This is a genomic window from Nonomuraea sp. 10N515B (assembly GCF_052245915.1).
Classification (GTDB): Bacteria; Actinomycetota; Actinomycetes; order Streptosporangiales; family Streptosporangiaceae; genus Nonomuraea.
This window is the reverse complement of the sequence record NZ_JBQQBQ010000032.1, coordinates 64059-83090: the sequence shown is the minus strand read 5'-3', so window position 1 is coordinate 83090 and position 19032 is coordinate 64059. Positions and strand designations below refer to the sequence as shown.

The window sequence follows — 19032 nt, the reverse complement described above, 5'->3', positions numbered from 1 at the left end:
GGCCTGGCCTGTTCGCCGGCTCCGCCGTCGATCAAGCCAGACGCTCACCGAAGAACCGGTGCACGTTCCCACCGATGATCTTCATGACGTCCTTCTCCGGCAGGCCGCGGGCGAGCAGGCCCTCGGTGACCATGGGCAGGCCGGAGGGCCCCTCCAGGCCGGGCACCGCGGACTTCGGGTTCACCCCTCTGGAGAAGACGCCCTCGCAGCACGGTGGCGTCAGGTCCTCCATGACCTCGCGGATGAAGTCCGGGCCGAGTCCCACGTGGTCGATGCCGGCCACGTCGGCGACGTGTTCGATGTGATCGAGCAGGCGCTCGAGCGTCATGTCCTCCTCCCGGTCGGCCAGAAAGGGGGCGAAGAAGTTGACGCAGACCACGCCTCCGGTGGCGGCCACCCCGCGCAGTTGCTCGTCGGTGAGGTTGCGGTGGTGGTCGCGCAGCGCGCGGGCGGCGGAGTGGGTGGCCATCACCGGCTTGGTGGACAGCTCCAGGACGTGGGCGACACCGGAGGCGCCCAGGTGGGAGACGTCGAAGACGATGCCGAGCCGCTCCATCTCGGCCAGGGCGGCGACGCCGTGCGAGGTCAGCCCGCTGCCCGTGGCGTCCTCGCCGCTGCCGTCGGCCAGCGGTGTGCGGCCGAAGTGCGCGATGGAGGCCACCCGCACGCCGAGGCGGTGCATGGTCGAGATCAGCTCGACGTTGGCGTCCAGGCCGGGCATGCTCTCCAGCGCCAGCAGCAGGGCGATCTTGCCGTCGGCGAGTGCTCTGTCGATGTCGCCGGCGTCGAGGCAGATGCGGACGTGGTCGGCGTTGGCCTCGGCGAGCACGTGCGCGCACTCGATCATCCGCAGCGTCTGCCGCAGCGCGCCCTCCGGCCGATATTGGTCGTCGATGAAGACGGGCAGGACCTGCAGATCGACCCCGCCCGCGAGGAGCTGGGGCAACCATTGCTCGCGGAAGAACGAAGCCCACTGCTGCGGCGGGCGGGCGGAGACGGCCATCAGCAGATCGTTGTGAGTGTCGGCCACGACGGCACGCTGGTGCAGGGCAAGCGTCATGATTGGACGTTACCCTGGGCGCTCGGCCCGGTCATAGCCCGCGGCTTGAGCGCCTGATCATCTAGCCCGCGGCGACCGGCTGATAGGCGGGGAGCGGCGGCTTGGCCGTCAGCCTGCGGTAGAGCGTCGTGGTGCCGGGCCAGTTGTTCGTGACGCGGCCCTGCGGCGTCTTGTACCAGCTGTGACAGCCTCCGCCCCACACCATCCGGCTCATCGCCGCGTCGAGTTGCCTGCTCCACGCCTCCATCGCCGCGGGCCGCACCTCGATCGGGCCGTGCGCCGACACGTGCGGCAGGCACGACATGATGTGGTGCACCTGGCATTCGATCATGAAGATGATGGAGCTGTGCCCGAGGTTCGTGTTCGGGCCGTAGAGCACGAACATGTTGGGGAAGTTCGGCACGGAGATGCCCAGGTACGCCTCCGCCCCGCCGGTCCACTGCTCCCGCAGCGACCGGCCGCCGCGCCCGGTGATCTCCATCGGGGCCAGGAACTCGGTGCTCTGGAAGCCGGTCGCGTACACGATCGTGTCGACTTCGCGCAGGCCCTCCGTGGTCTCGACGCCCTCCGGCGCGATCCGGACGATCTTGTCGGTGACGACGTCGACGTTGTCCCTCGTCAGCGCCGGATAGAAGGTGCTGTCGATGACGACCCGCTTGCAGCCGGGCGGGTAGTCGGGCGTGAGCTTGGCCCGCAGGTCCGGGTCGGGCACCTGGTCGCGCAGGTGCCGCAGCGCCCGCTTCTTCAGCAGTCCGGCGCTCCAGCCCTGGGCGAGCGCGGGGTAGAGGGTGGCCTCGGCGTACCGGTAGATCCACTCGCGGTAGGCCCGCTGGAGGCCGGGGACGAAGCGGAACGCACGTGTGGCCAGAGGTCCGAACGTGGCGTCCGGCTTGGGGATCACCCAGTTGGGGGTGCGCTGGAAGACATGCAGCCGCTCGACCTGCTCGGCGATCCGCGGGATGAACTGGGCCGCCGACGATCCGTTCCCGATCACGGCGACGCGCCTGCCGGTGAGGTCGTGGTCGTGGTTCCAGCGGGCGGAGTGGAAGGAGACGCCCGCGAAGTCCGGCAATCCCGCAATGTCCGGCAGGCGGGGGCGGTTGAGCTGCCCGACGCCCATGACCATCACGTCGAACGCCTCCGTACGCTCCTCGCCGGCGCCTGAGGCGGTGGTGAGCCGCCACTGGGAGTCGTGGAAGGCGGCTCGGCGGACCTCGGTCCCGAAGCGGATTTTTCGCCTGACGTCGTACTTATCGGCGCAATGCTCTAGATATCCGAGAATTTCTGGCTGCGCCGGGTAGCGGCGGGTCCAGCTCGTGTACTTCTCGAACGAGTAGGAATACAAATGCGAGGGAATGTCGCAGCCTGCCCCCGGATAACTGTTGTCACGCCAGGTGCCGCCGAGGTCCCCTGCCTTCTCGAACACGGTGTAGGAGCGGATCCCGGCCCGTTCGAGCTGGATCGCCATGCACAGTCCGCCGAATCCCGCTCCGACGATCGCGACGTTTGGTGCCATGCCGTCCTCCGCGTGTCAGTATCCACTTACCGTATGCCGAACCCCGTACCGGCGACACCCCCTGCAGAGCCCCACGAACCCCTCCCGCGTGCCGATAGTCTGCGCAGGTGGCTGCTGTGACGTTGACGGATGTGATCGAGGTGCTCGAGGCGGCCTATCCGCCCGCCCGGGCCGAGTCGTGGGACGCGGTGGGGCTGGTCTGCGGGGATCCGGCCCAGGAGGTGCGGCGGGTGTTGTTCGCGGTCGATCCGGTCGCGGTCGTGGCCGAAGAGGCCCTGGAGTGGGGCGCCGACCTGATCGTCACCCACCATCCTCTCTACCTGCGCGGCACCACGAGCGTCGCCGCGACGACCCCCAAGGGCCGGCTCGTCCACACTCTGATCAAGAACGACGTCGCCCTCTACACCGCCCACACCAACGCCGACGTCGCCAACCCCGGCGTGTCGGACGCCTTGGCCAGAGCCGTCGGGCTGACCGGCGACCTGGTGCCGCTCCAGCCCTTCCCCGACGACCCGTGGCGCGGGCTGGGCCGCATTGGGGAGCTGCCGGAGCCCGCGACGCTGGGCGAGTTCGCGGCCCAGGCCGCCAAGGGGCTGCCGCACACCTCGTGGGGGGTCCGCGCGGCCGGCGATCTGTCCAGGACGGTGCGGCGGGTGGCGGTCAGCGGCGGTGCGGGCGACTCGCTTCTCGGCACGGCCGCGGCCGCCGGGGTCGACGTCTTCCTCACGGCCGATCTGCGCCACCACCCGTCGAGCGAGTTCATCGAGGCGGGCGGGCCCGCGCTGATCGACGCCGCGCACTGGGCGACCGAGTGGCCGTGGCTCGACAGCGCGGCGTCCATCCTGCACGCCAGTGGCGTTAACGTTGAAACACGTGTCTCCGCCACGGTCACCGATGCTTGGACAAGAGGATATTGATCATGAAAGCAGCCCCTGAAGCCCAGAAGAGACTGCTCGACCTGGCAGAGCTCGACTCCGTGATTGACCGGCTGGCCCACCGCCGCCGCACCCTTCCCGAGCTGGCCGAGATCGATGAGCGGTCGAAGCAATATGCCAGGCTCGCCACGCAGGTCATCGAGGCCCAGACCGAGGCCGGCGACCTGGCCCGCGAGCAGACCAAGGCAGAGAGTGACGTCGACGCCGTGCGCATGCGCGCCGACCGTGACCAGAAGCGCCTGGACTCCGGCGCCGTGACGTCCCCGCGTGATCTGGCGAGCCTCCAGTCCGAGATCGCCTCGCTGCAGAAGCGCCAGGGCGATCTGGAGGAGATCGTCTTGGAGATCATGGAGCGCCGCGAGGCCGCGGACACCAAGGCGACCGACCTGGTGGCGCAGCGCGACGAGGTGGCCGCCGCCGTGGCCGCCGCTGAGGGCCGGCGCGACGCCGCGCTCAAGGAGATCGACAAGGAAGCGGCCGAGGTCCAGGGCCGCCGCTCCGCCGTCGCCGGTGACATCCCCGCCGACCTGATGGCGCTCTACGTGAAGCTCAGGGACCAATACGGCGTGGGCGCCGCCATGCTGCACGGCGGCCGGTGCCAGGGCTGCAAGGTGGCCCTGTCCATCGCCGAGATGAACCGCATCAAGGCCGCACCCCACGACGAGGTGCTGCGCTGCGACGAGTGCCGCCGCATCCTCGTACGGACGGCAGAGTCCGGGCTGTGACGCACTACGTCATCGAGGCTGACGGCGGCTCGCGCGGCAATCCCGGCCCCGCCGGCTACGGCGCGGTCGTCACGGACGCCGCGGACGGCCAGGTGCTGACGGAGTCGGCCGAGGCCATCGGCGTCACCACCAACAACGTCGCCGAATACCGCGGGCTGATCGCCGGCCTCGAGGCCGTGCTCCGCCTGGGCGGCGAGGGCGCGCAGGTGGCCGTGCGGATGGACTCGAAGCTGGTCATCGAGCAGATGGCGGGCCGCTGGAAGATCAAGAACGAAGGGCTGCGCCCGCTCGCCATGGAGGCGGCGGCGCTGGCCCGGCGGCTGCGGGTCACGGAGTGGACCTGGATCCCGCGCGAACGCAACAAGCACGCCGACCGCCTGGCCAACGAGGCCATGGACGCCGCCGCCAAGGGCCTGACCTGGAAGGCCGGCGGCACCACCGACCTCCACGCGCAGGAGGGGGTGCGCACCCCGGCCACCCGCCGGACGGACCTCCTCGACGCCGGCGACATTTCCGAGATATCCGCCCCAGCCGCCTCCGTCGCCGCGGCTCAGCAGCGCGTCAAACCCACTGGCACCGGCTGGGCTCCGCCCACCCGCGTAGCCACCTCGCTGCTCCTCCTCAGGCACGGCGAGACCGAGCTGTCCCTCGAACGCCGGTTCTCCGGCCTGGGCGACCCCGAGCTCACGCCCAACGGGCTCGCGCAGGCGTCGGCCGCCGCCGACCGGTTGTCGCGCGAGCCGTACCGGCCGGATGTGATCGTCACCTCCCCGCTCAAACGCGCCCGCCAGACCGCGGCCGCCGTCGCCGGGCGGACCGGCCTCGACGTCGAGGTGGTCGAGGACCTCAAGGAGGCCGACTTCGGCGCCTGGGAGGGCCACACCTTCACCGAGGTCCAGCGGAAGTGGCCGGCCGAGCTCGCCGCCTGGCTCGCCGATCCCGCCACCGCCCCGCCCGGCGGGGAGAGCTTCGCCACGGCCGCACGCCGCGTCCAGGCGGCGGGGGAGCGGCTGGTGGAGCGATACGAGGGCAAGACCGTTCTGGCGGTCTCGCACGTGACCCCCATCAAGATGCTCCTGAGGCTCGCCCTCATGGCCCCGCTGGAGTCGATTTACCGGATGCACCTCGACCTGGCGTGCCTGTCGCTGATCGAGTACTACGCGGACGGCCCGGCCGTGGTGAAGTCGTTCAACGACACCTCGCACCTGCGCTGAGCTGTCGGGGCCGAGTTGGGAACCGCTTGGGACTTGATAGTGTTCGATAGACGAGTCGGCCGGGCGACCGCGTCGAGCCCGCGAGGGCTCGCCGAGGAAGGTCCGGGCTCCACAGGGCAGGGTGGTCGGTAACGCCGACCCGGGGTGACCCGCGGGACAGTGCCACAGAAAGCAGACCGCCTCCCGGTCCACGGGCGGTAAGGGTGAAAGGGTGGTGTAAGAGACCACCAGCGCCCACGGTGACGTGGGCGGCTAGGTAAACCCCACCTGGAGCAAGGTCAAGAAGGGACGCTCTCCGGAGCGTTCTGCGCGCGACGTTCGAGGGCGGCCCGCCCGAGCCGCGCGGGTAGACCGCTTGAGGCCGCCGGCAACGGCGGTCCTAGATGGATGGTCGCCCCTTCGCACGAAGGACAAAACCCGGCCTACAGGCCGACTCGTCACTCTCCGCCTCTCTGACCTGGGGCGGAGCTGTGTCTTTGATGGTTCGACACCCTTCACGGGATGGCCCTCCCTCGCACTTCCACGCTCGTGGTTCGGCATTCGTTTCCCCTATCAGGCCGAGTTCGCGCTATGGCGGGGTGGGATTCACGCAGCTCGCGGAGCGTTCCCTGCCGTCTCGTGGATGCCATGGCAGAAGGCCGAACTGCGCTGCTGTTGCGGCGGAAGATAGGCCTTCAGGCTGGCATGTGCGAGGGGTATGGTGTGGGTTGTGACGACGTTCCGGATCAGCGAGGCCGCCGCGTTGCTGGGGGTGAGCTCCGACACCGTGCGCCGCTGGGTGGATGCCGGACGGCTGACGGCCGAGCGGGACGAGCACGGTCATCGGCAGGTGAACGGCGCGGACCTGGCCGCGTTCGCCCGCACCCAGGTCGAGGCGCCCGACGGCGGTCGTTCCTCGGCGCGCAACCGCTTTCGCGGGATCGTCACCGAGGTGATCCGCGATGCGGTGATGGCGCAGGTGGAGATCGCCGCGGGGCCGTTCCGGGTGGTGTCGCTGATGAGCCGCCAGGCTGCCGACGAGCTCGGCCTGGAGGCGGGGGTGGTGGCGGTCGCCGTGATCAAGTCCACCAACGTCGTCGTCGAGACTCCCGGTCAGGAACGCGTGGCCGGCAGCCCATGAAGGAGCTCTTGGTGTCCAGGCGTCTTGCCCGATGGGTTCTCGCCCTTCCCCTCGCGCTCGTGGTCGCGGGGCTGTCCGGCTGCGGCTCCGGCCGACCGGCCGGCACGTCGGCGTCCTCTGCCGCGGGCGGGGCCAAGGAGGTGACGGTGTTCGCGGCCGCGTCGCTGACCGGCACCTTCACCGAGCTCGGCAAGGCCTTCGAGGCCGCTCATCCGGGCACGACGGTGAGGTTCAACTTCGGCTCCAGCGCGACTCTGGCCCAGCAGATCACCCAGGGCGCGCCGGCCGACGTCTTCGCCGCCGCCAGTCCGGCCACCATGAAGACGGTGACCGATGCCGGGCTGGCGAGCTCGCCGACCACTTTCGTCCGTAACAAGCTGCAGATCGCCGTGCCCGCGGACAACCCCGGCAAGGTGGACGAGCTGAAGGATCTGGCCGACCCGAGGGTGAAGGTGGCGCGGTGCGCCGAGCAGGTGCCGTGCGGGGCCGCCGCGATCAAGGCGCTGGCCGCGGCGGGGCTCAAGGTCACCCCCGTCACCTTGGAGCAGGACGTCAAGGCCACACTGACCAAGGTCGAGCTGGGCGAGGTGGACGCGGCGCTGGTCTACAAGACCGACGTGATCGCCTCGGCGGGCAAGGTGAAGGGCATCGACTTCCCCGAAGCCGACCAGGCGATCAACGACTACCCGATCGCCGCGCTGACCAAGGCGCCCGCCGGTGAGCTGGCACGGCAGTTCGTGGACCTGGTGCTGTCGCAGCAGGGCAAGGACGTGCTGGTCAAGAGCGGCTTCGAGGCGCCCTGATCCGCATGGTCACTCCTGAGCGCGCCGATCCGGACAGGGCCGCCGGACGTTCGGCGGCCCCTCGTCAGAGGTCCGGCCGCCTGCCCTGGATGCTGGTGCTGCCCGCGCTGTTCGGGCTGGCGTTCCTGGTGCTGCCGCTGGCCGGGCTGCTGATCCGCGCTCCCTGGTCCACGCTGCCGCAGCGGCTGGCCGAGCCGCACGTGCTGGAGGCGCTGCGGCTGTCACTGGTGTGCGCCACCATCGCCACCGCGCTGTGCCTGCTGCTCGGCGTTCCGCTGGCCTGGCTGCTGGCGCGGGTCGACTTCCCCGGCCGGCGGGTGGTGCGGGCCCTGGTGACCGTCCCGCTGGTTCTGCCTCCGGTGGTCGGCGGTGTGGCACTGCTGCTGGTGCTGGGGCGGCGCGGCCTGCTCGGGCAGTGGCTGGAGTCCACGCTCGGGGTCACGTTGCCCTTCACCACGGCGGGGGTTGTCGTGGCCGAGGCGTTCGTGGCGATGCCGTTCCTCGTGATCAGCGTCGAGGGTGCGTTGCGCGGCGCCGACCAGCGCTTCGAGGAGGCCGCCGCGACGCTCGGGGCCTCGCGCTGGGTCGTCTTCCGCCGCGTCACCCTGCCGCTCATCATGCCGGGCGTAGTGGCCGGGGCGGTGCTGTGCTGGGCTCGGGCGCTGGGCGAGTTCGGCGCCACGATCACGTTCGCGGGCAACTTCCCCGGCACGACGCGGACGATGCCGCTGGCGGTCTATCTGGCGCTGGAGACCGACCCTGAGGCGGCGATCGTGCTCAGCCTCGTCCTGCTGGCCGTTTCAGTGATCATCCTGGCCAGCCTGCGCGACCGGTGGGTGAACAGCCCATGACCCTCGACGCTCACCTGCTGGTCACCCGGCCCGCCTTCGCCCTCGACATCGCGCTGCAGGTCGCCGCCGGGGAGGTGGTGGCGCTGCTCGGCCCCAATGGCGCGGGCAAGACCACCGCACTGCGCGCTCTGGCCGGCCTGACCGCCATGACCGGCGGGCACGTGGTCCTGGACGGCGACCCCGTGCACGACCTGGCCGCCGAGCAACGCCCGATCGGCATGGTCTTCCAGGACTACCTGCTCTTCCCGCACCTGTCCGCCCTGGACAACGTCGCCTTCGGGCCGCGCTGCCAGGGCGCCTCCAAGAGCGAGGCCCGCCGCACCGCCGCCGCCCTGCTGGAGCACGTCGGCCTGTCGGCCCACGCCGCCGCCAAACCCCGGCACCTGTCCGGCGGCCAGGCCCAGCGCGTCGCCCTGGCCCGCGCGCTGGCCGTACGCCCACGCCTGCTGCTGCTGGACGAGCCGCTGGCCGCGCTGGACGCGCACACCCGGCTGGAGGTGCGCTCCCAGCTACGCCGCCATCTGGCGGACTTCGACGGCGCCACGGTCCTGGTCACCCACGACCCGCTCGATGCCATGGTGCTGGCCGACCGGCTGATCGTCATCGAGAACGGCGCCGTGGTGCAGGAAGGCGCCCCGGGCGAGGTCTCCCGCCGGCCGCGTACTGACTATGTCGCCCGCCTGGTGGGACTCAATCTGTACCGAGGGACGGCCGACGGGCCCCGGGTCAAGGTGGGTGACCTGTTGATCACCACGTCGGACCGCCTGGAGGGGCCGGTGTTCGTCGCGTTCCCGCCGGCGGCCGTGGCCCTTTACCGCACCCGGCCGGACGGCAGCCCCCGCAATGTCTGGCAGGCCCGCATCGACGGCATCGAACGCCACGGCGACAACGTCCGCGTGCACCTCGACGGCCCGATCACCGCCTTCGCCGACATCACCCCCGCCGCCCTGGCCGACCTCGACCTGACGCCCGGCCAGCAGGTGTGGGCCTCCGTCAAGGCCACCGAGACCCACACCTATCCCGCATGAGCGCGGCCCCACCGCCTACGAAGCCGCTCGGGACAGGGCCTTGGTGACGAGCCGGCTCACCCGCTCCACCATCTTGACACCGGCCCCCATCGAGCCGTGCCGCTCCGAGATCACCGCGATCAGGTACGTATGCCCGCGATCCCGTACCCGCCCGATGCTGTTGACCGTCCACAGCCCTCCGTGCCGTGGGCGCGGCAGCCAGCCGTTCTTGAGCGCGACATCGGCGCCCTCGCGCCCAGACGCGCTGACGCCCCACGCCTGCTCGGCCGCCACATCGGCCATCAGTCCGAGCACGTACCTGCGGTTCTTCGCCGACAGCGGGCTCTTGGGCGAGGTGAGCGCGGTCAGCAGGCGGACCTGGTCGGCGGCGCTGGTGGTGGTCGCTCCCCACGCCCCGCCCGGTCCGGGGCGCGTGTCGCGCAGGCCGAACTTCTTGTTCGCGGCGGCCAGCCCGGACGCGCCGCCGATGGCCGACCACAGCGCCGAGGCGGCGGAGTTGTCGCTGACCTTGATGGCCCGCGCGGCGGCACGCCGTTCCCAGGCGCTGAGGCCGCGGGGCTGGCGCTGAGCCCTGAGCAGCAGCGCCATCACGATGTCCACCTTGACGATGCTGGCCGTCGCCGTCCTGAGCCCGCGGTTGTAGGAGTAGGACCGCCCGGTGGACAGGTCATGAGCCGTCACCGCGAACCGGCCTGGGAGGTCCTTCAAGGCGCGGGTCAGGGCCTTCTTGTACGAGGACCGCTTCGGCTTCTTCACCGTAACGGGGGCCGGAGCCGCAGTCGTCGTCATGGCGACGGGGACCGGGTTGAGGGGAACGGGGTCGGGCATCGGGACGCTCGAGGTGAGGACGATCAGCGGCGCGACCGCCGCCACGACCGACCCCATCGTCGTACGCCATCGCTCCGGCTGTGCCCCGGGCTTGACCGGCACCGCCGTATTACCCGGAAGTGGACATGAAAGGGGACCTGGGACTCATGGCAGGAGCATCCCGATACGGGTGTTTCCGCCGCGTTAGCCGTGGGTAACAGTGCTCACCGCCCTTTGCGCCGCGGCAGCGGAATGACCTAAGCGGGACAGACCTCCTGGTATCTCAGGTCGGCTCCCACGTGCTCGCGCCACTCCTCCTGAGCCAGCCGGCGGCCCGCCGCACGCACACGGCCGGGGCAGCCCGCGCAGGCTCGACCGGCAGCTCCTGGAACGTGCCGTTGACCCCACCGCGCCCAGGACGGTGCCGTCGAGTGTGAAGGCGAGCGCGGGCATGAGGTCGTCCGTCGCGTACGCATCGAACGGGCCGGTGGTCATCTTCCAGGCGGCCCCGAGCTGACGGCCCGCGACAGTGTCGAACAACGTCACCTGGTGTCGTGGCGACCGTCAAGATCCGCCCGTCGGGGGAGAACTTGGCCCCCACCACGTCTCCCGGTACCGTGAACACCCCGCCCGTCGTGCGCGAGGTACGGGGTCCCACAGGACCACGGCCCTCTTTCCGTACGGCGAGGCGCCCAGCGGGCCTTTCGGCGCGAGCGTCATCCACTCCTTCGCGAGCGTGCCTGGGCCTTCCGTCTGGGGCGCACCTTGTGGGAGGTGAGGTCGATGACATCGGCGCCCCCAGGATCCGCGGTGACGAGGAACCTGCCGTCGGCGCTGAAGGCCAGCGCGCCTCCCGCGACGGGGCTGAACCGCATCACCTTCTTGCGTTGCGCGAGGTCGATGATGGCGACGTCGCCGTGGCCGTAGTAGTCGTTGGGCATGAGGTAGCTGATGGCGAGCAGCCGACCGTCGGGGCTGATCTGCATGTCCGCCCGGTTGTCTGCCGAGTCCAAGGGCACGTGGCCCGGCTTGCGCCAGGACGCCGCGGCCCAGAACGTGGGGCCGTGGTGAGATCCTCCGAGGAGATGGTGACGACCGTGCACCCGTCGGGGCTCCCCCGCATGATCGGCCCGCCCTTCCTGGGGACGAGGAGCCGCCCGGTCTCCGTGAAGCCGGGCCCCGACCGGCTGCGCACGGTGTCACCCGCCCGGGCGAACACCAGGTCTTCCGAGGCGGTGAACCGCGTGTGGAGGGCATCGGCAGGCAGGGCGCGCCGGGGACCGGTCTGCCGGCTGACGTCGTAGGGGTCACCTGTCCGGCGTCGTCCAGGATGCTCAGCGTGCGGTTCCCAGGGCCGCTTGCTCTGTGCAGGTTCTAACTGCTGTCGGCGCTCGCATGCGAACCTGCGGCTACCCGTAGAACTGTGGTTCGGTTTCTCTGGCTCGATATCGTCTCAGGAGACCTCCACTGAAGATCGCTCACATGCGGAACGGGGCTAGCACTCGATGACGTTGACGGCGAGGCCGCCGCGCGAGGTCTCCTTGTACTTGTCCAGCATGTCCCGGCCGGTGTCGCGCATCGTCTTGATGGCCTTGTCCAGTGAGACGAAGTGGCGGCCGTCGCCGCGCAGCGCGATCCTGGCCGCGGTGATGGCCTTGATGGAGGCGACCGCGTTGCGTTCGATGCACGGGATCTGGACCAGGCCGCCGATCGGGTCGCAGGTCAGGCCCAGGTTGTGTTCGATGCCGATCTCGGCGGCGTTCTCCACCTGCTCGGGCGTGCCGCCGAGGACCTCGGTGAGCCCGGCGGCGGCCATGGCGCAGGCCGAGCCGACCTCGCCCTGGCAGCCGACCTCCGCGCCGGAGATCGAGGCGTTCTCCTTGATCAGCACGCCGATCGCCGCCGCCGTCAGCAGGAAGCGGACCACGCCCTCGTCGTCGGCGCGGGGGATGAATCTCGTGTAGTAGGTCAGGACGGCGGGGATGATGCCGGCCGCGCCGTTCGTCGGCGCGGTCACGATGCGGCCCCCGGCGGCGTTCTCCTCGTTGACCGCCAGCGCGAACAGCGACACCCAGTCCATGGCCTGCAACGGGTCCTTCTCCGCCGACTCGCTGCGCAGGCGCCGGTGCAGGCCGTGCGCGCGGCGCTTGACGCGCAGGCCGCCGGGGAGCACCCCCTCCCGCGAGATCCCGCGTTGGACGCACTCCGACATGACCCAGCACAGGTTCAGGATCCCCGCGCGGATCTCCGCCTCGGTGCGGCCGAAGGCCTTCTCGTTCTCCAGCATCAGCCCGGAGATCGACAAGCCCGTGTTCGAACAGTGCTTGAGGAGCTCTTCCCCCGTGGTGAAGGGGTAGGGGAGCACGGTGTCGTCGGGCTTGATGCGGTCGGCGCCGGTGGCGTTCTCGTCCACGACGAAACCGCCGCCGACCGAGAAGTAGACCTTTTCCCGCAGCGTGTCGCCGTCCGCGGTGGAGGCGGTGAAGCGCATGCCGTTCGGGTGTTCGGGGAGGGAGATCTTGCGTTCGAAGATCAGGTCCTGGCCGACGACGAAGGGGATCTCGTGGGTGCCGTAGAGCTTGACGGTGCCGGAGGCGCGCATCGCGGCCAGGCGGTCGTCGATGGTGTCCACGTCCACGAGTTCGGGCTTCTCGCCCGACAGGCCCAGCAGGACGGCTTTGTCGCTGCCATGACCCTTGCCGGTCAGGCCCAGCGAGCCGTACAGGATCGCCTCGACGCGGGCCACGCGCGGCAGCAGGCCGTCCTCGTGCAGGCCGCGGGCGAACTTGTGCGCGGCCGCCATCGGCCCGCCGGTGTGCGAGCTGGACGGGCCGATGCCGATCTTGAAGAGGTCGAAGACGCCGATGCTCATGTCACATATTCCGTCGCCGCGTCCAGCAGCCACTCGGCCAGATAGGCCGCGAACGACGAGCGTACGAGCACCAGGAACCCGTCCTGCTGGGGGAGCAGCACGACCTGGGCGCGCGCCAGCATGGTCTGCGCGCACGCGCCCGGGCCGAACACCGAGGGGTGCAGGTCGAGGGCGCAGCCGTGGGCCAGCAGGTCGCGTGCCCGAGGGCCGCCGACCAGGAGGGTGGTGCGTTGCGCCGACACGTCCACCACGGAGCCGTGCCGGTCGCCGAGGGCCGCGCGCAGCGGCTCGGCGTCGTACCCGTCGGGCCCGATCACCAGCCACTCGTCGGGCCCGAGCCAGGCCACGGTCACCTCGCCGGAACGCACGGCGGTGCCCGGCGAGACCGGCAGCGCGACGCCGAGCGCCCGCCCGAGGCCGGCGGCGGCCGGGCTCTCCGGGTCCACACGTACGTTGATATGGCGGAGAAAGGGGATCTCCGCCAGCGTCAGCGCCTCGCTCTTGGACGCGGTCGCGAACCGGTCGGCGAAGGCCGCGGCCGGACTCCTGCGCTCAGCCATCGCGGCGTGCTCCTTCCGGGTCGTACAGGACGTGAGAGGTCACGGTGACGGGCACCAGGGCGTCGCCGACCGGTGCGTAGAGCCGTTCGCCGACCCGTCCCTGCCCGCCGCTGACCAGCGCCAACGCGAACGTGCGGCCCAGCGCGGCGCTGCGGTAGCTCGAGGTCACGTGCCCGAGCATCGGGACGGGCGGCTCGGGCAGGCCGGCGAACTCCACCACGTGCGTCCCCTCGGGCAGCAGCAGAGCGGGGTCCTCGGGGAGCAGCCCGACGAGCTGTTTGCGGTCCGCGCGGACCGTGTCGGCCCGGGCGAACGAGCGCTTGCCGATGAAGTCGGCCTTCTTCTTCGACACCACCCACGACATGCCCAGGTCCTGCGGCGTGACCGTGCCGTCGGTGTCCTGCCCGACGATCGGGTAACCCTTCTCGGCCCGCAGCACGTGCATGGTCTCGGTCCCGTACGGCGTGACGACCCCGGTGTCCATGATGGCCTCCCACAGGGCCAGGCCCTCCCACGAGGTCACGTTGATCTCGTAGGCCAGCTCGCCCGAGAAGCTGATCCGGCACACCCGCGCGGCCATCCCCGCGACCTCCGCCTCCCGCCAGGTCATGAACGGGAACTCGGCCGCGCCGACGGCCAGACCGGGGGCGAGCCCGGCCAGCACCTCGCGCGAGCCGGGACCGACCAGCGCCACGGTGGCCCACTGCTCGGTGACCGAGGTGAGGTGCACCCGCAGCCACGGCCACTCGGTCTGCAGCCACTCCTCCATCCAGTCCAGGACGGCCGCGGCGTTGCCCGTGGTGGTGGTGACGAGGAAGTGGTCCTCGGCGAGCCTGATGACGGTGCCGTCGTCGAAGACCATGCCGTCGGCCCGGCACATCACGCCGTACCTGATGGCGCCGACGGCCAGCGTGCTCATCAGGTTCGTGTACAGCCGGTCGAGGAACTCCGCCGCGTCGGGCCCGATCACGTCGATCTTGCCGAGCGTGGAGGCGTCCATCGCCGCCACACCCTCCCGCGCCCCCCGGCACTCGCGCAGCACCGCGGCCTCCATGTCCTCGCCGGGACGGGGGTAGTACCACGGCCGCTTCCACTGGCCGACGTTCTCGAACAGCGCGCCGTGCGCGACGTGCCACTCGTGCAGCGCGGTGACCCGGACCGGATCGTGCAGCGCGCCGCGGTCGCGCCCGGCCAGCGCCGCGAAGCTCACCGGCGTGTACGGCGCCCGGAACGTCGTGCTGCCCAGCTCGCCCACCGGAACGCCCAGCGCGTGTGCCATGGCGGCCGTGGTCAGCAGGCCGGAGGTCTTGCCCTGGTCGTGGGCCGTGCCCGCGGTGGTGTACCGCTTGACGTGCTCAACCGAGCGCAGCCCCGCGCCGGTCGCCCGCAGCACGTCCGCCACGGTCACGTCCCGCTGCAGGTCGACGAAGTGGGTGCCGTAGTCCGTGGCGGGCACCAGCCAGTACGGCTCGCCCGCGGCCAAGGCCGGGCCGCCACCGCCGCTCGCGCCGTCCTCCAGGCATCCGGCCAGCGTGAACACGCCCCTGGCCGCGCCTGCCACTTCCACCGCCTGCCGGGACGCGGCGGGCACCAGCGTGCCCAGCGCCTCGTCGTAGCGGAGCGTCCCGCCCGACTGGCTGAACAGGTGCACCACCGGGTTCCAGCCCCCGGAGACCAGCAGCGAGTCGGCGTCGAACGACCGCTCGCCCGCGGCGGCCGCGCCGTTGTCCGGACGCCGCCCCACCAGGACCGAGGACACCTGCCCGTCCCCGGCGGCGGCCGTCACCACGTGCCCGGTCAGCACCTCGATGCCGGCCTCGCGCGCCCGCTCGGCCCAGCCCGCGCCGGGCGCCGGCCGCACGTCCGCGATGGCCAGCACGTCCACGCCCGCACCGGCGAGGTCCAACGCGGCCGCGTAGGCGCTGTCGCCGGTCGTGAACACCACCGCCCGGCTCCCGGGCAGCACGCCGTACCGGTTGACGTACGTCCGCGCCGCACCCGCCAGCATCACGCCGGGCAGGTCGTTGCCCGCGAAGGCGATCGGCCGCTCGTGCGCGCCGGTGGCCAGCACGACCCGCCGCGCCCTGATGCGCCACACACGCTCCCTGGCCACGTGCGCGGGCGCCGCCCCACCGAGGTGGTTGGTGCGCCGTTCGACGGCGATGAGGTAGTTGTCGTCGTAATAGCCGAAGACCGTGGTACGTGGCAGCACCGTGACCTCGGGCAGGCCCGCCAGCTCCGCCGCGACGGCCCCGGCCCATTCGGCGGCCGGCAGGCCCGCCAGCTGCTCGGCCGTGCCGAGCAGGCTGCCGCCGGGCTCGGGCTGCTCGTCGGCGAGGATCACGCGCGCGCCGGTGCGCGCGGCGGCCCGGGCCGCGGACAGCCCGGCGGGGCCCGCGCCCACCACCAGCACGTCGCAGTGGGCGTGGATGGCGTCGTAGCGGGCCGGGTCGGGCTCGGCGGCCAGGCGGCCCTGGCCGGGCAGCCCGCTCGCGACCAGGCCGTCGTACAGTTCGACGGTGGTGGCCGTCAGCATGGGCTCGGGGAACGGCTCCTCGATCTGCACCAGCGCGCTGGGCTCCTCGCTGCCCGCGGCGACGATCCCGCGCGGGCGGCCGAGCTTGACGCTCGTCGCGACCTGGCGCACACCATTGGCCAGCAGCGCCGAGGCGAGCGTGTCGCCGGGGTGGCCCGTGTAGTCGCGGCCGTCGAAGCGGAAGCGGAGCGTGCGGGCGCGGTCGACGCGCCCGCCGGTCGCGCGCCTCACGGCGTCACCGGCCGGCGCTCGCCCACCCGGTAGACGGCGTGGATCTCGTTCGTGGCGGTGTCGCGTACGGCGTTGAACCAGCGGCGGCAGCCCGCGGAGTGGCTCCACCGCTCGGCGAAAGACCCCTTGGGGTTGTCACGGAAGAACAGGTAGCGGGCCCACTCCTCGTCGGAGAGCGCACCCGGGTTCTCCGGGTAGGCGACGTGGGCCTGGCCGCCGTAGTGGAACTCGGCCTCGTCTCGAGGGCCGCACCAGGGACAGGGGATCAGCAGCATCGTGGCGTTCCTCAGTGCGCGACCGCGGCGGCGCCGTGCTCGTCGACGAGCGCCCCGGTGACGAATCGGTCAAGGGAGAAGGGAGCGTTGAGGGGGTGCGGCTCGTCGTTGGCCACGGTGTGGGCGAAACACCAGCCCACGCCCGGTGTCGCCTTGAAGCCGCCGGTCCCCCAGCCGCAGTTGAGGTAGAGGCCCTCGACCGGGGTCAGGCCCATGATCGGCGAGGCGTCCGGTGAGACGTCCACCACGCCGCCCCAGGTACGCAGCACGTGCGCCCGGGCGAAGACGGGGAACAGCTCCAGGGCCGCGGCCATCTGCTGTTCGATGATGTGGAAGGCGCCGCGCTGGCGGTAGGAGTTGGCCGCGTCGATGCCCGCCCCCATGACCAGCTCGCCCTTGTGCGCCTGGCTGACGTACACGTGCACGGCGTTGGACATGACGACGGTGGGGTGCACGGGCTCCAGCAGCTCGGAGACCAGCGCCTGGAGGGGGTGGCTCTGCAGCGGCAGGTCGATCCCCGCCGTGGCGGCCACGACCGAGGTGTGACCGGCGGCGCACAGCGCCACCCGGCCCGCGGCGATCGGGCCGCGGCTGGTCTCCACGCCGGTCACCCGGCCCTCGCGCACCTGCAGCCCGGTGACCTCGCAGTGCTCGATGAACTCGACGCCGAGCGCCGCGGCCGCCCTGGCCAGGCCCCAGGCGACGTGGTCGTGCTTGGCGATCCCGGCCCTGGGCTGGAAGGTGCCGCCGAGCACCGGGTAGCGGACGTCGGGGGAGACGTTGACGATCGGGCAGACCTCCTTGACCTGCTGGGGGTCCAGCCATTCCGCGTCCACGCCGTTGAGCCTGTTGGCCTCGACCCGCCGTACGCTGTCGCGCACGTCCTGGAGGCTGTGCGCGAGGTTGAGCACGCCGCGCTGGCTGAACAGCAGCGGGTAGTCGAGCTCCTCCTCCAGCCCCTCCCAGAGCTTCAGCGCGTGCTCGTAGATGCCGGCGCTCTCGTCCCACAGGTAGTTGGAGCGGATGATGGTGGTGTTGCGGGCCATGTTGCCGCCCGCGAGCCAGCCGCGCTCCAGCACGGCGACGTTCGTGATGCCGTGGTTCTTGGCCAGGTAGTAGGCGGTGGCCAGGCCGTGCCCGCCGGCTCCGACGATCACCACGTCGTAGGACGCCTTGGGCTCGGCCGCGCTCCACAGCCGGTCGGGGTGCTCGGGCAGGTCGGCGCCCGGGGTGCGGGGGCTCATCGGACCTGCCCGTAGAGCGGGTGCTTGGCGGCCAGGGTCTCGACCTTGCCGCGCAGGAAGGCCAGGTCGGCGTCCGGCGTGAGTGCGGTCGCGATGATGTCGCTCACCTCGCTGAAGTCGTCGGGGCCGAATCCGCGTGTGGCCAGTGCCGGCGTGCCGATCCGCAGGCCGGAGGTGACCATGGGCGGGCGCGGGTCGAACGGCACCGCGTTCCTGTTCACCGTGATCCCGGCGGCGTGCAGCCGGTCCTCGGCCTGCTTGCCATCTAGCTCCGAGTCGCGCAGGTCGACCAGGACGAGGTGCACGTCGGTGCCGCCGGTCAGGACCTTCACCCCGGCCGCGGCGGCGTCGGGCCCGAGCAGCCGGCCCGCGAGGATCCCGGCGCCCTCCAGCGTGCGCCGCTGGCGGTCGCGGAACGCGTCCCCGGCAGCGATCTTGAATGCGACGGCCTTGGCGGCGATGACGTGCTCCAGCGGCCCGCCCTGCTGGCCGGGAAAGACCGACGAGTTGATCTTCTTGATGAGGTCGTCCGTCGTCAGGATCACGCCACCGCGCGGGCCGCCCAGGGTCTTGTGCGTGGTCGTGGTGACCACGTGGGCGTGCGGCACGGGGGAGGGGTGCAGGCCCGCGGCCACCAGGCCGGCGAAGTGCGCCATGTCCACCAGCAGGTACGCGCCCACCTCGTCGGCGATCCGCCGGAACGCCGCGAAGTCCAGGTGGCGGGGGTACGCCGACCAGCCGGCGATGATCAGCTTGGGCCGGTGCTCGCGGGCCAGCCGCTCGACCTCCTCCATGTCCACCAGGTGGTCGCTCGCGCGCACGTGGTAGGCGACCACGTTGTACAGGCGACCGGAGAAGTTGATCCGCATGCCGTGCGTGAGGTGGCCGCCGTGGGCCAGGTCGAGCCCGAGGATGGTGTCGCCGGGTTCGAGCAGCGCGGCCATGGCCGCGGCGTTGGCCTGGGCGCCGGAGTGGGGCTGCACGTTGGCCGCCGCGGCGCCGAAGAGCGCCTTCACCCGGTCGATGGCGATCTGCTCGATCACGTCCACGTGCTCGCACCCGCCGTAGTACCGCCGGCCCGGGTAGCCCTCGGCGTACTTGTTGGTGAGCACCGAGCCCTGCGCCGCCATGACGGCGACGGGCGCGAAGTTCTCCGAGGCGATCATCTCCAGCGTCGAGCGCTGGCGGGCCAGCTCGTCGCCGATAGCCGCGTGGACCTCGGGGTCCACGACGTCCAGCGGGGTGTCGATCATGT

General features: G+C 71.5%; 17 protein-coding genes and 1 other RNA gene. 8 read left to right on the top strand and 10 right to left on the bottom strand.

What is annotated here, in order from left to right; translation table 11 throughout:
* Positions 1 to 31 precede the first annotated feature (31 nt).
* Together ACTWQA_RS36270 and ACTWQA_RS36265 are read right to left on the bottom strand one after the other, a co-directional pair.
* Positions 32 to 1060 (bottom strand): dipeptidase, encoded by a 1029-nt coding sequence (locus ACTWQA_RS36270; RefSeq protein WP_443163480.1) that lies wholly within the window; start codon positions 1058 to 1060, stop codon positions 32 to 34.
* Positions 1061 to 1121: 61 nt separating this feature from the next.
* The gene (locus ACTWQA_RS36265) at positions 1122 to 2576 is read right to left on the bottom strand and encodes a flavin-containing monooxygenase (RefSeq protein WP_443163479.1); all 1455 of its coding nucleotides are present in this window, start codon (positions 2574 to 2576) and stop codon (positions 1122 to 1124) included.
* 116 nt (positions 2577 to 2692) lie between these two features.
* Between ACTWQA_RS36265 and ACTWQA_RS36260 the strand changes: the two genes are divergently transcribed.
* The 8 genes from ACTWQA_RS36260 (at position 2693) to ACTWQA_RS36225 (ending at position 9252) form a co-directional block, all read left to right on the top strand.
* Positions 2693 to 3493, top strand: a complete 801-nt coding sequence (locus tag ACTWQA_RS36260) for a Nif3-like dinuclear metal center hexameric protein (RefSeq protein WP_443163478.1) — start codon at positions 2693 to 2695, stop codon at positions 3491 to 3493.
* 2 nt (positions 3494 to 3495) lie between these two features.
* Positions 3496 to 4236: a zinc ribbon domain-containing protein gene (locus ACTWQA_RS36255; protein WP_443163477.1), complete on the top strand. Its 741-nt coding sequence runs from the start codon at positions 3496 to 3498 to the stop codon at positions 4234 to 4236.
* The gene (locus ACTWQA_RS36250; RefSeq protein WP_443163476.1) at positions 4233 to 5450 is read left to right on the top strand and encodes a bifunctional RNase H/acid phosphatase; all 1218 of its coding nucleotides are present in this window, start codon (positions 4233 to 4235) and stop codon (positions 5448 to 5450) included. The genes ACTWQA_RS36255 and ACTWQA_RS36250 overlap by 4 nt, the downstream gene beginning before the upstream one ends.
* A 51-nt stretch (positions 5451 to 5501) precedes the next feature.
* Positions 5502 to 5891: RNase P RNA component class A (rnpB, locus tag ACTWQA_RS36245), an RNA gene on the top strand.
* Positions 5892 to 6159: 268 nt separating this feature from the next.
* Positions 6160 to 6570 carry a TOBE domain-containing protein gene (locus tag ACTWQA_RS36240; protein WP_305922331.1) on the top strand — a complete coding sequence of 137 codons (411 nt, stop codon included), beginning with the start codon at positions 6160 to 6162 and terminating at the stop codon, positions 6568 to 6570.
* 11 nt (positions 6571 to 6581) lie between these two features.
* Complete coding sequence (gene modA, locus ACTWQA_RS36235) at positions 6582 to 7373, top strand: molybdate ABC transporter substrate-binding protein (RefSeq protein ID WP_443163475.1); 792 nt, start codon at positions 6582 to 6584, stop codon at positions 7371 to 7373.
* Positions 7374 to 7378: 5 nt separating this feature from the next.
* Positions 7379 to 8224: an ABC transporter permease gene (locus ACTWQA_RS36230; protein WP_443163474.1), complete on the top strand. Its 846-nt coding sequence runs from the start codon at positions 7379 to 7381 to the stop codon at positions 8222 to 8224.
* Complete coding sequence (locus tag ACTWQA_RS36225) at positions 8221 to 9252, top strand: ABC transporter ATP-binding protein (RefSeq protein ID WP_443163473.1); 1032 nt, start codon at positions 8221 to 8223, stop codon at positions 9250 to 9252. The genes ACTWQA_RS36230 and ACTWQA_RS36225 overlap by 4 nt, the downstream gene beginning before the upstream one ends.
* A gap of 15 nt (positions 9253 to 9267) precedes the next feature.
* On the opposite strand, the gene ACTWQA_RS36220 is transcribed toward ACTWQA_RS36225, so the two are convergent.
* From ACTWQA_RS36220 to glyA, 8 genes are all read right to left on the bottom strand, one after another.
* Entirely contained in the window at positions 9268 to 10182 is a 915-nt protein-coding gene (locus ACTWQA_RS36220; RefSeq protein ID WP_443163472.1) for a serine hydrolase, read from the bottom strand.
* Positions 10183 to 10775: 593 nt separating this feature from the next.
* On the bottom strand, positions 10776 to 11162 hold the full coding sequence (locus ACTWQA_RS36215) for a hypothetical protein (RefSeq protein ID WP_443163471.1): 387 nt from the start codon (positions 11160 to 11162) through the stop codon (positions 10776 to 10778).
* 392 nt (positions 11163 to 11554) lie between these two features.
* Entirely contained in the window at positions 11555 to 12931 is a 1377-nt protein-coding gene (locus ACTWQA_RS36210; protein WP_443163470.1) for an L-serine ammonia-lyase, read from the bottom strand.
* Positions 12928 to 13491 carry a sarcosine oxidase subunit gamma gene (locus tag ACTWQA_RS36205; protein ID WP_443163469.1) on the bottom strand — a complete coding sequence of 188 codons (564 nt, stop codon included), beginning with the start codon at positions 13489 to 13491 and terminating at the stop codon, positions 12928 to 12930. Before ACTWQA_RS36205 ends, ACTWQA_RS36210 begins: the two co-directional genes overlap by 4 nt.
* Positions 13484 to 16258 carry an FAD-dependent oxidoreductase gene (locus tag ACTWQA_RS36200; RefSeq protein ID WP_443163468.1) on the bottom strand — a complete coding sequence of 925 codons (2775 nt, stop codon included), beginning with the start codon at positions 16256 to 16258 and terminating at the stop codon, positions 13484 to 13486. The genes ACTWQA_RS36205 and ACTWQA_RS36200 overlap by 8 nt, the downstream gene beginning before the upstream one ends.
* Positions 16255 to 16533: a sarcosine oxidase subunit delta gene (locus ACTWQA_RS36195; RefSeq protein ID WP_327590414.1), complete on the bottom strand. Its 279-nt coding sequence runs from the start codon at positions 16531 to 16533 to the stop codon at positions 16255 to 16257. Before ACTWQA_RS36195 ends, ACTWQA_RS36200 begins: the two co-directional genes overlap by 4 nt.
* An 11-nt stretch (positions 16534 to 16544) precedes the next feature.
* Positions 16545 to 17777: a sarcosine oxidase subunit beta family protein gene (locus tag ACTWQA_RS36190; RefSeq protein WP_305922340.1), complete on the bottom strand. Its 1233-nt coding sequence runs from the start codon at positions 17775 to 17777 to the stop codon at positions 16545 to 16547.
* Positions 17774 to 19030, bottom strand: a complete 1257-nt coding sequence (gene glyA, locus ACTWQA_RS36185; protein ID WP_443163467.1) for a serine hydroxymethyltransferase — start codon at positions 19028 to 19030, stop codon at positions 17774 to 17776. Before glyA ends, ACTWQA_RS36190 begins: the two co-directional genes overlap by 4 nt.
* Positions 19031 to 19032 lie beyond the last annotated feature (2 nt).